This is a genomic window from Azospirillum oryzae (assembly GCF_900177515.1).
Lineage (GTDB): Bacteria > Pseudomonadota > Alphaproteobacteria > Azospirillales > Azospirillaceae > Azospirillum > Azospirillum oryzae_A.
On record NZ_FXAK01000001.1, the window covers coordinates 347143 to 362500 of the forward strand.

At 68.0% G+C, this 15358-nt stretch carries 10 protein-coding genes (1 of these 10 cut by a window edge); 5 read left to right on the plus strand and 5 right to left on the minus strand.

The window, feature by feature from the left end; all coding sequences use genetic code 11:
• Nucleotides 1-90: 90 nt before the first annotated feature.
• Nucleotides 91-1128, minus strand: a complete 1038-nt coding sequence (locus B9N97_RS01655; protein WP_085082674.1) for a putative 2-aminoethylphosphonate ABC transporter substrate-binding protein — start codon at nt 1126-1128, stop codon at nt 91-93.
• Nucleotides 1129-1557: 429 nt separating this feature from the next.
• Here B9N97_RS01655 and B9N97_RS01660 point away from each other — a divergent pair, with 429 nt between their 5' ends.
• On the plus strand, nt 1558-3153 hold the full coding sequence (locus tag B9N97_RS01660) for a gamma-glutamyltransferase family protein (protein WP_085082676.1): 1596 nt from the start codon (nt 1558-1560) through the stop codon (nt 3151-3153).
• A gap of 133 nt (nt 3154-3286) precedes the next feature.
• Here the strand turns inward: B9N97_RS01660 and B9N97_RS01665 are convergent, their stop codons facing one another.
• Nucleotides 3287-4258 carry a LysR family transcriptional regulator gene (locus B9N97_RS01665; RefSeq protein ID WP_244560493.1) on the minus strand — a complete coding sequence of 324 codons (972 nt, stop codon included), beginning with the start codon at nt 4256-4258 and terminating at the stop codon, nt 3287-3289.
• Between the two features lie 98 nt (nt 4259-4356).
• Between B9N97_RS01665 and B9N97_RS01670 the strand changes: the two genes are divergently transcribed.
• The 4 genes from B9N97_RS01670 to B9N97_RS01685 all read left to right on the plus strand — a co-directional run bounded on the left by B9N97_RS01670 (nt 4357) and on the right by B9N97_RS01685 (nt 12106).
• A complete protein-coding gene (locus B9N97_RS01670; protein WP_244560494.1) occupies nt 4357-5937 on the plus strand; it encodes a proton-conducting transporter transmembrane domain-containing protein in 1581 nt (526 codons plus the stop codon).
• Between the two features lie 20 nt (nt 5938-5957).
• On the plus strand, nt 5958-8456 hold the full coding sequence (locus B9N97_RS01675) for a YbcC family protein (RefSeq protein ID WP_085082680.1): 2499 nt from the start codon (nt 5958-5960) through the stop codon (nt 8454-8456).
• 533 nt (nt 8457-8989) lie between these two features.
• Nucleotides 8990-9964, plus strand: a complete 975-nt coding sequence (locus tag B9N97_RS01680) for a TRAP transporter substrate-binding protein (protein ID WP_085082682.1) — start codon at nt 8990-8992, stop codon at nt 9962-9964.
• A gap of 183 nt (nt 9965-10147) precedes the next feature.
• Nucleotides 10148-12106, plus strand: coding sequence for a methyl-accepting chemotaxis protein (locus tag B9N97_RS01685; protein ID WP_244560495.1), 1959 nt, complete (start codon nt 10148-10150; stop codon nt 12104-12106).
• A gap of 134 nt (nt 12107-12240) precedes the next feature.
• Here B9N97_RS01685 and B9N97_RS01690 read toward each other — a convergent pair whose 3' ends face one another.
• The 3 genes in view from B9N97_RS01690 to menD are tightly spaced (at most 55 nt apart) and all read right to left on the minus strand, a layout consistent with a single transcriptional unit that may run on beyond the window.
• Nucleotides 12241-12738 carry a cupin domain-containing protein gene (locus B9N97_RS01690; protein WP_085083264.1) on the minus strand — a complete coding sequence of 166 codons (498 nt, stop codon included), beginning with the start codon at nt 12736-12738 and terminating at the stop codon, nt 12241-12243.
• A 55-nt stretch (nt 12739-12793) separates the two neighbouring features.
• Nucleotides 12794-14038 carry an MFS transporter gene (locus tag B9N97_RS01695; RefSeq protein ID WP_085082686.1) on the minus strand — a complete coding sequence of 415 codons (1245 nt, stop codon included), beginning with the start codon at nt 14036-14038 and terminating at the stop codon, nt 12794-12796.
• An 18-nt stretch (nt 14039-14056) separates the two neighbouring features.
• Nucleotides 14057-15358 carry the 3' portion of a 2-succinyl-5-enolpyruvyl-6-hydroxy-3-cyclohexene-1-carboxylic-acid synthase gene (gene menD / locus B9N97_RS01700; RefSeq protein WP_244560496.1) on the minus strand. The gene runs 540 nt beyond the window's last position, so only the last 1302 of its 1842 coding nucleotides appear in the window; the start codon falls outside the window, past its right edge — the gene reads right to left on this strand; it ends in the stop codon at nt 14057-14059.

Below are 15358 nucleotides of genomic sequence, written 5' to 3' on the forward strand. Positions count from 1 at the left end.
TCCTGGGGCAGTGTGTCCCGGCGGAGAACGGAAAGGACGGGCGGGCGCGCATGGCACCCGCCCGTCGGCTCGGCCTGGCGCTTGCCGGCCTCAGCTCTTCGGTTCGGACTTGGCGCCGTAGCGCTTTTCCCAATCCGCCAGGATGCGGTCGCGGTTGGCGGCGGCCCAGACGAAGTCGTTGGTCTTGTTCATCGCCGCTTCCGCGTTCTTCGGATAGTTCGGCGTCTCCTTGGTCACGCCGGGATGGGCGGTGACCTGATAGAAATTCACATACTGCTCGTTCGCCTTGCGGCTGGCCGCCCAGTCGGCGAGCGCCTTTGCAGCCTCGGCCTTCTGGGTGCCCTTGACGATGGCCGTCGCCTCCATCTCCCAGCCCACCCCTTCGGAAGCCAGGATCACGTCGATCGGCGCGCCCTTGGTCTTCTGCTGGGCCCCGGTGTATTCGATGGAGATGCCGATCGGGTATTCGCCGGCCGCCGCCATCTTGCAGGGCTTGGAGCCGGAATGGGTGTAGAGCGCAATATTGTCGTTCAGCTTGTCCATATAGGACCAGCCCTTGTCCGCCCCCATCGTCTGCAGCCAGCCGGACACGGCGAGGAAGCCCGTGCCCGAGGAGGCCGGGTTCGGCATGACGATCTGACCCTTGTATTCCGGCTTCAGCAGGTCGGCCCAGGAGGCCGGCTTCGGCAGCTTCTTCTTCTCCGCCTCAACCGTATTGAAGCAGATCGCCGCCATCCAGGCATCCATGCCGACCCAGGCCGGCGGGGTCTTGGCGTCGCGGAAGCCGGTCTTGAGTTCCTCGGCGCCCTTCGGCTGGTAGGGCATCAGCATGCCCTGGGTGTCCAGGATCATCAGGCTGGAGGCGGCGAGGCCCCACACCACGTCGGCCTTCGGGTTGTCCTTCTCGGCCAGCAGCTTGGCGGTGACGACGCCGGTGGAATCGCGCACCCATTCGATCTCGATGCCGGGATTGTCGGCCTCGAACGCCTTCTTGTAGGGGGTGAGCTGTTCATTCTCCAGCGCGGTGTAGACGGTCAGGCGGGTGGCTGCCCCGGCCCCCGTGGCAGACGTAACGGCGGCCAGCAGCGCTAGCGCACAAGTCCCGAGCAGAGTGGTGCGGCGGATCATCAGGAAGCTCCCGTGGTCGGATCGGCGATGTCTGGAGGCGTTCCAGAGCGGCCCTTGTCCGCCGCCCCGGTACGGGAATCCTCTCTACGCCCAAGCGCCCGTTCACTCCCGTTAAGCTTTGGTGACTCCGGGTGAGTAAAAACACGCGCCTTGCCGGCGGCCACGTTGCACAGGCGCCCGGAGAATGCTGTTCGCATGGCTGCAGATGATGCCCGCAGCCCTACCGAACCAGCCACCCGGCGCAACACCTCTCCTCATCTTGATGCGGCATCCCGCTCTGCACCGGCTGGGACGATCCCGCTGCAAACAAGTTCTATGATCTTCTTACCCGCGTGGGATTTGGTATACCATATTGATGCCGCGGTGGATGCTACCCTCGCATCCGATCCATCACCGCGAAAGACCAACATCGGGGAGCCGACGGAGACGATGCGCAACTTCGAAGAACCCGGCCGTTCGCTCGCCATGGGGCGCAACGGCATGGCCGCCACCTCGCACCCGGCGGCTACCCTGACGGCGGTCGAGATCCTCAAGGCCGGCGGCACCGCGATCGATGCCGCCGTGGCGGCCTGCGCGGTCCAGAGTGTGGTCGAAGCCGGATCGACCGGGATCGGCGGTGATTGCTTCGCCATGGTCGCTCCGCTGGGCGGCACCGACATCCGCGCTTACAACGGCTCCGGCCGCACCCCTGCTGCGATGACGCTGGAGCGACTGCAGGCGGCAGGCGTCACTGCGATCGACCGCCACTCTCCCCACGCGGTCACGGTGCCGGGTGCGGTGGATGCCTGGACGCGGCTGGTCGCCGACCACGGCCGCCTGCCTCTGAGCGAGGTGTTCGCCCCGGCCATCGCCATGGCGCGCGAGGGCTACGTCATCACGCCACGGGTCTCACACGACCTTGCCCAGAACATCGATCTGCTGCGCCGGGACCCGACAGCCGCCGCCACCTTCCTGGTGGATGGGGAAGCCCCCACGGCCGGCACCGTCCAGACCCAGCCGCTGCTGGCCGACACGCTGGAGGCGATCGGGCGCGAAGGACCGGACGCCTTCTACCGCGGCGCCATCGCCGAGGACATGGCGGAGTCCCTGCGGGCGGCGGGCGGCTTTCACAGCCTGGTGGATTTCGCCGAAGCCAAGGGCGAGTACGTGACGCCGATCAGCACCGACTATCGTGGCCGCACCATCCATGAATGCCCGCCGAACGGACAGGGCATCATCGCCCTGATGGTTCTGAACATCCTGAAGCGCTTCCGGCCGACCGGCGATCCGCTCGACCCCGACAGCCTGCATGTGGAGATCGAAGCGACACGGCTCGCCTATGCCGCGCGCGACGCCTTCCTGGCCGATCCGGCGCAAACCGGACTGTCAGTGGTGGAGCATCTGCTGTCCGACGCTCTGGCCGACCAGCTGGCCGCCCGGATCGATCCCGCTCGCGCGCTGGAGATCGGCGGGGTGTTCGACAGCGTCGAGCACAAGGATACGGTCTACATCGCGGTGGTCGATAAGCACCGGACGGCAGTCAGCTTCATCAACTCGATCTTCCATCCCTATGGCAGCGGGCTGATGGCGCCCCGCTCCGGGGTGCTGTTCCACAACCGGGGCCAGAGCTTCTCCCTGGTCGACGGGCATCCCAACATGGTGGCACCGCGCAAGCGGCCGATGCACACCATCATTCCGGGCATGGTCACCGAAAACGGGCGCGTCAGCCTGACCTTCGGCGTCATGGGCGGGCATTATCAGGCGATGGGCCATGCCCATTTCCTGTCGAAGCTGTTCGACCACGGCCTGGACATCCAAAGCGCCATCGATCTTCCGCGCCTCTTCCCCCTGCCCGGAACCCGCACCGTGGAAGCGGAGACGGCAATCCGCACCAAGGCGGGGGCGGAATTGGACCGCCGCGGCTTTACCGTGACGGCACCCAACTCGGCGATCGGCGGTGCCCAGGCAATCGCCATCGATTGGGAACATGGAACCCTGCTGGGCGGCTCCGACCACCGGAAGGACGGGTGCGCGCTGGGGTATTAGATCGGCTGAACCACTCCGGTTTTGCCGGAGGCCATTTTGTGATCTTGCCCTGGTTCAGTGGACACCACAGCTAAGTTCCGCATGGGAAGGGTGAGGCGTCATTCAAGGAACCATGCGGTTCTGAATTCTTGCCTCACCCCTCACTCTCCCCACGCCTGCGGCGCGGGTCCCCCCGCTCTCCCGGGACGGGAGAGGGAACCTTATCCTCAATCACCGTATCCTCAACCACCGTCCCATCCGCACTGAGCAACGCGCGCAGCAGCGCGTTGGGGAAGCGCCGCCGCACCGTCACCGCATAGAAGGTCTCCGTGATCCCCGGCAGCACGTCGGCGGCGTGCAGCCGGCCGGACGCCAGTTCGTCCTTCACCACGATGGGCGGCAGCACGGCCAGCCCGACATCCTCGCGGGCGAGCAGGCGCATCATCGCCATGTCGTCGACCTCGGCGGCGATCTGCGGGCGGATGCCGATGCGGTCGGCCAGCGCGTCGAAGGCGATCCGCACGCTGCTGTCGGCGGTCGGCAGGATCACCGGATGCCCGGTCAGCAACTCCGCGATGGTGCCGCCGCCGGCCGCCCGGCGCGGGGTTCCCACCAGGGTGACCGGCTGTTCCGCCAGCCGGTGGGCGACGAAGGGCGATGCGGCGTCGCCAGCCGGCGCCCGGTTCATCAGCACCACGTCCAGGTTCAGCGCCTCCAGTGCCTGCAACAGTTCGGCCTGACTGCCGGAGCGCAGGATGACGTCGACATCCTCCTGCCCCAGGATCGGGCGCAGGAAACCGATCTGGAAATTGCGCGACAGCGTCGCCTGCGCCCCCACCCGCAGCGCCCGCCGGCTCCGGCCGCTTTCCTTCAGCGTCCCCACCAGCTCCTCGCCGAGCGCGAAGATCGAATCCGCATGGTCGAGCGCGATCCGCCCGGCCTCGGTCAGGCGGAGTTGCCGGCCCTCGCGCTCGAACAGCGCATGGCCCAGCCGTTCCTCCAGCTTGCGGATCTGCACCGACAGCGCCGACTGGGTCAGGTTCAGCCGCGCCGCCGTGCGCGTCAGGTTGCCGTCATGGGCGACGGCCTGGAAATAGAACAGGTGATGGTAATTGAGATCGCGCATCGTTCTATTTTACCGAACGATATCCCGAGAACAATGAATTTTTTTCGAAGCGGCGGCGCTGCTAGATCGAAGGGACAGGCTCCTCACGCATTTCCGGAGTGACCGCTTTGTCCACCCACCTCCTGCCGCTCCTCAGCCCCATAGCCCTCCTGCTGGCCGCCTTCGGCGGGTTCCGCACCCCAGGCCGACGCCCCGGCTCCGTCCCGCGACTGGCGGAGGTGGCGGCGCTGGCCGCCTTCGTCGTCGCCCTGCTGTCGGCCGGCCTGCTCGCCATGACCGGCGCCGGCACCAGCCCGCTGATCGGCGCCGCGGGCGTCGGCCTGTCGGTGCGGCTCGACGCGGTGAGTGCGACGATGCTGACCCTGGTCTCCTTCGTCGGCTGGATCGTCGTCCGCTACACCGCCACCTACCTGGACGGCGAGGACCGGCAGGGCGCCTTCACCGGCTGGCTGTGCGCAACACTGGCGTCGGTGCTGCTGCTGGTGCAGGCCGGCAACCTCGCCCATTTCGTCCTGGCCTGGATCGCCACCAGCCTGTTCCTGCACCGGCTGCTGCTGTTCTACCCGAACCGGCCCACCGCCCGGCGGGCGGCGCGCAAGAAGGCGATCACCGCGCGGGTCGGCGATGCGGCGCTGATCGGCGCCGCGGTCCTGCTCGCCGTCGGCTACGGCACATCCGACATCGCCGCCATCGCCGAGGCCGCGCGCGCCGGCCAGGGCGCCGCGGTCGCCGTGTGGGCCGCCGGCCTGATCGCGCTGGCCGCCCTGCTGAAGTCGGCGCAGTTCCCCACCCATGGCTGGGTGACCGAGGTGATGGAGACGCCGACGCCGGTGTCGGCCCTGCTGCATGCCGGCGTCATCAACGGCGGCGGCTTTCTGCTGATCCGCTTCGCCGACCTGATGCTGCTGGCGCCGGGCGTGCTGTCGGTGCTGGTGATCGTCGGCGGCTTCACCGCGCTGTTCGGCGGTCTGGTGATGCTGACCCAGCCGGCGGTCAAGACCTCGCTCGCCTGGTCCACCGTGGCGCAGATGGGCTTCATGGTCCTGCAATGCGGGCTGGCGCTGTTTCCGCTCGCCCTGCTGCACATCGTGGCGCACTCGCTCTACAAGGCGCACGCCTTCCTGGCGGCCGGAAGCGCGGTGGAGGGGGTGGCGGCGATCCGGCGCCCCGGCCCGGTGGCGATCCCCAACGGCGCCGCCGTCGGTCGCGCCTTCGTCGCCGCACTGACGATCTACGGCGCCTTCTACCTCCTGTTCGGCGCGCTGTTCGGCTTCGCCGCCAAGCCGCCGCAGGCGGTGGCGCTGGGCGCAATCCTGATCTTCGGCGTCGCCTATCTGCTGGCGCAGGGGCTGGCCGGCGCCGCTCCGGCCTTCCTGACCCGGCGCACCGCGCTCTACGCCCTCGCCGCCTCGACCGCCTATTTCGCGCTGCAGAGCGTCGCCGAATGGGCGCTGACCGGCCCGCTGCCGCACACGCCGGCCCCCGGCCCGCTGGAATGGGCGCTGCTGGTGCTGGTGGTGGTCAGCTTCGGCCTCGTCGCCGTCGCTCAGTCGATGTTCCCGCTGTGGGCCTATCACCCGGCCGCCGCCGGGCTGCGGGTCCACCTGTCCAACGGCCTCTACGCCAACGCCGTCTTCGACCGGCTGCTCGGCGGCTGGACCCTGCGCAAGATTTCCTGATCCCGGAAGGACGATCCCCCATGACCACCCAGTCATCCGCTCAGTTGGTCGCCCGGCCCATCGACGCCGCCGCGGCCCGCAGCCCCGCCCTTGCCGCCGTCGCCAACGCCGCCGTGCGGGCGATCCCGCCGGTCTGGCCGCTCGCCTCCAGCGTCGCCGTCAACCCCTTCCTGGGACAGAGCGGCGAGAGCCTCGCCCAGACCGCCGCCCGGCTCGGCCGGGTCGCCGGCATCGCCGTGACCATGCCGCGCTCCTGGTATCTGGAGCGGATCGCGTCGGGCGCCATCACCGACGACGACCTCGCCGGTGCCCTGTCGGCCTCCCCGCACGCCAACCGCCCGGCCTCGCCCGAAGCCCTCAAGGCCGCCGCCACCGCCGCCGCCCCACCGCCGAAGGCGCTGCCGCCCGTCGCCGAGCTTGCGGCCGAAGTCTCCGGCACCGACTGGCCGGGCCTGATCGCCGAGCGGTTCGGCGGCTGGGCCGCCGGCTATTTCGACATGGGCCAGGCGCTGTGGGCGGCGCCGCAGGGCAAGTCCGCCTATGCCGCATGGCGCGCCGTCGCCACCCACGACCTGACGCCGGAAATCCTCGGCCTCACCGGCTTCGCCACGCAGGTCGCCGAGGGTCCGGAAACCGCCGGGCAGGCGCTCGCCGCCGCCGTCGCCCGGCTCGGCATTCCCACCGCCGCCTGCGAGACCTACTTCCACCAGCTTCTGGCCGGCCTCGGCGGCTGGGCGCAGTTCGCCCGCTATCGGCTGTGGCAGGCCGAACTCGCCGGCGGATCCGACACGACGCTGACCGATTTCCTGGCGATCCGGCTGGTGTGGGAGCAGGCGCTCTTTGAGCGTTATGAACAGCAGATCGCCGAGCGCTGGCGCGCCGTCTGCGCCGCCCATGCCGAGCCGGTGGCGCCCACCCCTGACCAGATCGTCGACGCCATCCTGCAGGACGCCGCCGACCGCGCCGCCCAGCGGTCGCTGGCCGGGACCTTCGCGCAGGAGCGGCCGGCCAGGCCGTCCCCCGGCCGTCCCACCCTGCAGGCCGCCTTCTGCATCGACGTGCGGTCGGAGCTGTTCCGGCGTGCCCTGGAATCGACCGGGCCGGGCATCGAGACCATCGGTTTCGCCGGCTTCTTCGGCCTCGCCCTGTCGCACCGGCGCCATGCCTCCGACGTGGACGAGGCGCGCTGCCCGGTGCTGCTGACCCCCGCCGCCACCTCGCAGACCGCCGGCTGCGGCCATCAACACGACCAGGAACTCGGGCATGAACACGGGCATCTGTCCGGGGACGCCAAGGCCCGGCTGACGGCGCGGGCCAGGCGGGCCTGGGGCCGGTTCAAGCTTGCCGCCGTGTCGTCCTTCGCCTTCGTCGAGGCGATGGGGCCGGTCTATGCCGGCAAGCTGCTGCGCGACTCCTTCTCGCTGGCCGGCGCCAGGGCGCCCCACGACCCGGCCCCGCGTCTCGATCCTGCGCTGCCGCTGGACCAGCGCGCCGGCATGGCGGCGACCATCCTGCGGGCGATGTCGCTGACCGACGGCTTCGCCCGGATCGTCCTGCTCGCCGGCCATGGCGCCACCACCGTCAACAACCCGCATGCCAGCGCCCTGCAATGCGGCGCCTGCGGCGGCTATTCGGGGGAGGTGAACGCCCGCCTGCTCGCCGGCCTGCTCAACGATCCGGAGGTGCGGATCGCGCTGGCCGGCCAGGGCATCCCCATCCCGGACGACACGCTGTTCGTCGGCGCGCTGCACGACACCACCACCGACGCGGTGACGCTCTACGACGCCGACCATCCCTCCGCGCCCCACGCCGCCGACCTGCAGCGGGTGCGCGGCTGGCTCGCCGCCGCCGGGGCCATCGCCCGGGGCGAGCGGGCGCTGCGCCTGCCGCGGGCAAGCGGTGCCGACGACGTCGATTGGCGCAGCCGGGACTGGGCGGAGGTCCGGCCGGAATGGGGCCTTGCCGGCTGCAGCGCCTTCATCGCCGCCCCGCGCGGCCGCACGGCCGGCCGCGACCTGCAGGGGCGCAGCTTCCTGCACAGCTACGACTGGCGGCAGGACGAGGGCTTCCGGGTGCTGGAGCTGATCCTCACCGCGCCCGTGGTGGTCGCGAGCTGGATCAGCCTGCAATATTACGGCTCCACCGTCGCGCCGGCCATGTTCGGCGCCGGCAACAAGTTGCTGCACAACGTCACCGGCGGCATCGGCGTGGTCGAGGGCAACGGCGGGCTCCTGCGCGTCGGCCTGCCCTGGCAGTCGGTCCATGACGGCGAGCGGTACATGCACGAGCCGCTGCGGCTTTCGGTGGTGGTCGAGGCGCCCCAGGAGGCGATCGACGGGGTGCTGTCCCGCCATCCCAACCTGCGCGCGCTGTTCGACAACGGCTGGCTCCACCTGTTCAGGCTGAACGAGCAGGGCCGCATGGCGAGCCGCTACGTCCGGCCCCTGCAATGGACCGACCTCGACGGTTGCCCGGCGCAGGAGGAGCCCCGGGAGGAGTTGCTGCAGGCCGCCGGCTGAGCCGTCAGATCCGCTTCGGCCATCCGACCGCGCGCATGCGCCGGATCGGTTGAGGTCGGACACAACATTGCCGGCTCCGCACTGACAGCATGGATGCGGCGGAAGGGGGGCGTTGGCGCAGGCGAAGTCGAGCCGGCGCCAACGCCCCCCTTTCGTTCCACTGCCCGCCCGGCGATCCGGTGGAACAGAAAAGGCGGCGCCCTCCATTCGGGTTGTGCGCTCAAGCAATAATTCGGAACTTTCCCCACCTCCGTAAACACCGACGGCACCTTTGAAGATCGGAAATCTTCCAAATACTCCGATATGCGGTGCATATTGGAGTATTTATGCGACCTTTGGACGCATACTCCAGAATGTAGCGCCGATCCTGCGGTAATGAATTATTCATCGCTCTCGCGTTAAGGGTTTCGGTAGGCTGACTTGCTAAAATAGGTTTGACCTGAAAGCATCTGCTTTCTACTTTTGCAACCACCAAACGGTATAGGTGCTGCAATTCTAGTGCAGGTTCAGAGGTTCACGCACGGAGGTTCGTTATGAGAGCATTTTGGGGTTTGGTGATCGGCGCGGCACTGCTGATGGCAACGGCCGGCGCGCAGGCGCAGGAAAAGCTTCGGATCGGCCATGTGCTGCCGAAGGGTTCGCAGTTCAGCGAAGCCATCCGGGTGATGAACGAGGAAATCCAGCGCCGTACGAACAACAAGTATGTGATCGAGGAACATCCGGCCAGCGAACTGGGCTCCGGCCCGGCCATGCTGGAGGCCGTGAAGCTCGGCACCATCGACATGGTGCTGTCCTCGTCGGGCGGCGCGCTGGCGCAGTTCAACCCGAACGTCGGCATCCTCGACCTGATGCTGCTGTTCCGTGACGAGGCGCACGCCGATCTGGTCCTGGACGGCCCCATCGGCAAGTCCCTGCTCGATTCCTTCAAGGACACCAACACGGTGGCGCTGGCCTGGGCGGAGAACGGCTTCCGCCAGCTCACCAACTCGGTCCGGCCGATCAAGACCCCGGCCGACATGAAGGGCCTGAAGATGCGCATCGCCGAAAGCGATCTCTTCAAGAAGGCCTTCCAGACGCTGGGCGCCGAACCCTTCAGCATGCCCTTCGCGCAGCTCTATCCCGCCTTGAAGAGCGGTCAGGCCGAAGGCCAGGAAAACCCGGTCACCACGATTGTCGGCTCCAAGCTGTACGAAGTGCAGAGCAACATCACGCTCAGCAACCACACCTATTCGCCGGCCGTCATCCTGATCAACAAGGAATTCTTCGACGACCTGTCGCCCGAGATGAAGACCGCCTTCGTCGAAGCGGCCCGCGCCGGCGGCAAGGCGTCGCGTGAATTCGTGCGCAACCGCGACCGCGAGGGGATGAAGGTCCTCAAGGCGTCGCCAATCACCATCACGACCGATTTCGATCGTGCGGCCTTCGAAAAGGCCCTTGAGCCGTTCTATCAGGAGGCGGCCAAGCAGTTCACGATGGAAAAGATCATGGCGATCAAGAACGCCAAGTAACCGTTCACGTTCGTCGACAACAGCGGGGAGGCCGGCGGGCCTGGACATTCCGCCCCTCGTAACCTCCCCGCCCTCCTGACGCGATCCCGCGCCGCCGTCCAAGCGACGTTTTTCACAACGGGTGTCCGCATGTTTCGTTTGGCCTCGCACATGAAGATCTCGCAGAAAATATACGCAGGCTTCATGGCCTCGATCGCCCTGATCGTGTTTCTGGGCGTTCAGTTTGTGAACAACGTCGACACCATCCGCGGCGAGTTGGAAGGGGTCATATCGGTCGGCCACGACGCCATGAGCACGGCTCGACTGGTCGAGATCAGCGAGCACATGGACCGCGCGGTCCTCACCTACATCGCCTCGCAATCGGAGACCGACCTCTTCAGCGCGCGCAAGGAGGTGGATGTCTTCGTGAAGGCGATCGCCGAAACCGACACCGGGACGGACCTGTCGGTCGACCGGGCGAGCATCAGCGCCCTGCAGAAGGCCGCCGCCAGCTACCGCGCCGCCTTCGACGAGACGGTCGCCGCCGTCACCCGCCGCCGCGACGGGGTGGGCCAGTCCTTCCTGGTCGGCGCCCAGTTGAACACCACCGCCATGGCCCTGGTGGAAGGCACGCAGAACATCGGCGAGGCGCCGGGACTTCAGGCAGCACTCCGCCTCCAGCAGGCGCTGCAGGCCACCCGCATGGCGGCCGCCCGCTATTTCACCACCTTCGATCCCAACGACGCCGACGCCACCAAGGGCGAGCTGGCGCGCCTGCGTGAATCGATCCAGGAAGCCAAGACCGTCATCACCAACAAGCGCCTTCTGCGCTTCCTCGGTTCCATGGAACCGCAGCTGGTCACCTTCACCAAGGGGCTGGAGGACGCCATCGGCGGCAGCCAGACGCTGATCGGATCGCAGGTCCGGATCCGCGACATCCTGGCCGAACTGCAGCAGATCGTCCGCAGCATCGTCACGGCTTTTTCCGATACGCAGGCCCAGACCCAGTCGCGGGCCACCGAAGCGCTCGACGCCAGCTGGCGCCAGGCCGTCATCACGCCGGTCATCGCGGTTCTCGCCGGCATTGCCTTCGCGCTGCTGATCGCCAGATCGATCGTCGGCCCGATCCGCCGCATGACGGCGGCCATGAGCGCTCTGGCCAAGGGCGACACCTCGATCGAAATCCCGGCGATCGAAAACCGGGACGAGGTGGGCGACATGGCCCGCGCGGTCCAGGTCTTCAAGGAAAACGCCATCCACATGGAGCGGCTGCGCAACGCCCAGGAGGAGCAGCGGCTGCGCAACGAGGCGGAGAAGCGCGAGGCCATGAACAGCCTGGCCGAGAACTTCGAAAGCACGGTCATGGACGTGGTCCAGCACGTCATCCGCGAGGCCGAGGTTGTGGAGACCAACGCCCGCCTGTTCGCCAGCGTCGCCGAACAGACGGTCGAACTGGCCACCCAGGGCGCTTCCGCCACCGAAGAGGCGAGCATCAACGTCAAGATGGTGTCGGAAGCGGTGGAGGAGTTGTCCCATTCCGTCGCCGCCATCAGCGGTCAGGCCTCCCAGTCCACCGAGATTGCCCGCGACGCCGTCAACGAGGCGCGCAAGACCAACGAAGTCGTCTCGGCGCTGGCCGAAGCGGCCGGCCGCATCGGCGACGTCGTCCACATGATCGAGAACATCGCGAAGCAGACCAACCTGCTGGCGCTGAACGCGACGATCGAGGCCGCCCGCGCCGGCGAGTTCGGCAAGGGCTTCGCCGTGGTCGCCAACGAGGTGAAGGCGCTCGCCAACCAGACCACCGTCGCGACCGGCGAGATCAGCGTGCAGATCAACGCCATCCAGTCGACCAGCTTCAGCGCGGTGAACGCGATCAAGCGGATCGGCGAGACCATCGATCGCATGGACAGCATCGCCATGAGCATCTCGGGAGCGGTGCAGCAGCAGTTCCAGGCGACGACGGAGATCAGCGACAATCTCCGTCAGGCGGCGCTGGGCACCACGGAAGTCGCCAGCTCCATCACCCATGTGCTGCACAAGGCGACCGACGCCGGCAGCTCCGCCGAGATGCTGCTGGAAAGCTCGGGCACGCTGAGCCACCAGACCTCGCTGCTGAAGGAGGAGGTCAACTCCTTCACCGACCGCATCCGGGTCGCCTGATCCGGCCGATTGCCGACCGGACAGCCCCCAAAAAAAGAAGGCGCCGGAGTTGGGACATCCCACTCCGGCGCCTTCTTTTTTGCCGCAGCCGTCCGCGATCCCGACAGGCCGGGGACCGCGGACGGCCGATGGCGTCAATGAGGCGGCTTGATCGACAGCGGCGCCCCGACCTCACCGGGATAGACGGCGAGCAGCCTGACCGGCTCCTTGCCCTCATTGACTCCGTGGTGGAATTCCGCCGTCTCCACGAAGGCATCACCCTTCTTGTAGACATAGGCGGCGCCGGTCACCTCCCGGATGGTCAGCTCGCCGGCCAGGATGTAGGTGATCAACGGGATCGGGTGGTTGTGGACGCCGGTATCGACGCCCGGCGGTATCTCCGTGACCCGCACCGTGACCAGCGGCTTGCCGGTCGGATAGACGATCGGAACCCCGTTGGCGTGCGTCGAGGTCTGCAGCAGGACCGTGGACCGCGCGGCAGGCGGCTTGGCCGCCCCATTTGCCGAGCTGTCGGCGGCCGGGGCCGGCGATCCCGCCAGCAGACCCGCGGCGAGCAGGGTGGTGCCCGCAAACAGGCGGCGGCGCGTGACGGCTTCGGCGATGGTCGGCCGATGTTTCGCGAATTGGATCATGGCGCTCTTCTCATCCATGGGGGGAAGGGTGAAAGGGCGCTCCCGGTTTGGACAGTCAGACCGGCTCCGCGGCGCGGCGATTCTGCTCGCGCATCGCCAGGGAAATGAGCGCACCGGTTGCGAGTGCGGCAAGAACCAGGGCCACGCATCCAGGCCACCCGGCGGTTTTCCACAGAAGGCCGGGCGCGATGGCGCCAAGGCTGCCGCCAAGATAGAAGCAGCAGACATAGAGTCCGGCGGCGGCCCCCTTGTTCGTCGTCGCCACCCGGCCGACATAGCCGAGCGCCAGCGACTGGCACAGGAACACGCCGCCCAGGAAGATTCCGGTCCCGGCGACCACCGCCGTCAGATCGGGCAGCAGGAGCAGCAACTGCCCGACCGCGCAGACGCCGAAGGCGACACGATAGGCGTTGCCGGTTCCCAGCCGGCGCAACAGCCGGCTGTTGACCAGCGGGGCGGTCGCGCTGAGCGGATAGACCAGGAAGACGAGGCCGATCCCCGCCGCCGTCAGTCCGAAGGGCGGCTCCGCCAGATGGAATCCCAGATAGGACAGGCAACCGGTCATCGAGAACAGGACGGTGGCGCCGCACAGGCTCACCGCGCGAATCCGGCCATCCTGAAGATGCGTCCCCATGCCGCGGATATTGGCCAGGATCGACCCCGTCCCACGGCCGCGGTCCGGCGTCAGCCAGAGCGCGACGAAGACCGCGCAGAATGCCGAAACCGCGGCCAGGGCGGCGAACCCGCTCTGCCAACCGGCGATGTCGGCCACCAGTCCGGAGACGAACCGCCCGGCAAAGCCGCCGATGGCCGATCCGGTGACGAACATGCCGGTCACCGATGCGCCGCGGGTGCCTTCCCAACGGGTGCCGATATAGGCGACGGCACCGGTGAACAGCGCCGGCAGCACGATACCCTGGCTGAAACGGACGGCCAGCAGCTCGTTCAGGCTGGCGCACAGCGTCAGCAGTAGTGTCAGCGGAACCAGGATGGCGATGGCCGCCAGCATCGAGCGCTTACGCCCGAACCTGTCGGTCAGCGGGCCGGCCAGCGGCGCCGACAGCGCGACGGCCAGAGTCGTCGCCCCGATCACCGCCCCGGTTTCCGCCGGGCTGGCCTGGAAGCTGCTGGCCAGCTGCGGAAGGACCGACTGCGGGGCATAGAGCGGCAGGAAGGCCGCGAAGCCCAGAAGGAAGATCGCCGCCCGCTCCCGCGGCAGGATTGGCAGCGGGGAGGAGGGTGCGGTCCCGGACCTGTCGTCCTCCGCCTCGCGCGTCGTCTCGGTTCGATGGCCGTCCATGGGGTGGATGCCGCGCCGTCAGTCGGTGATGTTCGGATCGAACTCGACCGCCGACTTGTCGGATTCGGTGATCTGCGGAACGCCGAAGGTGATGGTCATCCCCTCCGGTCCGCGCAGTCGGATGATGGCGTTGATGCCGTCGGCGGCACCCCAGAACAGCTTGTGCTGGCGCACGCTCTCCTTGCGGTCGATGACCGCCTCGATCAGGCAGGGGCCGCGGGTCGCCATCGCCTCCTCCAGCGCACCGTTGAACTCCGCGAGATCGCCGGCCCGCCATGTCCGCCAGCCGGAAGCCTGTGCCGCGAGCCCGATGTTCAGCGTCGGCGGAGAGATGAAGTCCATGACCTCCGGCGTCTTCGCGGTCGGCAGATATTCGAAGATGGCACCACCGCCGTTGTTCAGGACGACCAGAACGATGTCCAGGTCTCCGGCAAGCTGCAGACTGCCGACATCGTGCGAGAAGGCCATGTCGCCGATCACCGACAGCGTCTTCTTCGGGCGCTGCGCCGCCGCGACGCCGATCAGCGTGCCGATGGAGCCGTCGATGCCGTTCACGCCGCGGTTTGCAAACAGGCGCAGCCGGGCATCGGTCCGGCCGGAGAAGCTGTCCGCATCGCGCACGGCCATGGAATTGCCGCAGAAGAACACCGCGCCTTCGGGCGTCGCCTGGACCAATCGCCGCAGGATCGGCGCCTCCCAAAAGATCGTGTCGAAGGCGCTGCGCGACAGGCCGTCGATGTAGGCATCGCAGGCGGCGAAGGATTGCGCCCAGGAGGCCGGGGCAGGACGCAGCGCGCCCGACGCGACCAGCGCCTTGCACAGCGATTCGGGGCTGGCGCGCACGATCTCGGTCATGCGCAGGATCGGATCCTGCCATTTGTTGGTCGGATCGACACCGATATAGTCGCTGCAGTTGGTGTTCTGCAGATAGGTCAGCACCGGCTTCGAAATCGGCGGCCCGCCGAAATTCATCACCCACTCCGGCTTGTGGGTATCGGTGAAGCGCGTCGCCCTCAGGAAGGAATCGGCGCGCGCGATTACCGGAACGTCGCTTGGCGCACCGAAACGCAGGTTGCTGAAAGGATCGGCGAGGATCGGAGCGCCGAGTCGGCGCGACAGCTCGTAGATGGCGGCAGGGAAACCCGGCTCGTCGATCTCGCTGGCGCCGCAGACGATCACCCCGCGGCGACCGGCCAGGGATTCGGCCAACCGCCGGGCGTGATCCGCATTCACCGTCAGGACGGGGTTGGAGACCACCGGCGGCGTGGGAACTGGGCGCTTGTTGCGGAGCTTCGCCACCAGCGGATCGCGGAATGCCTG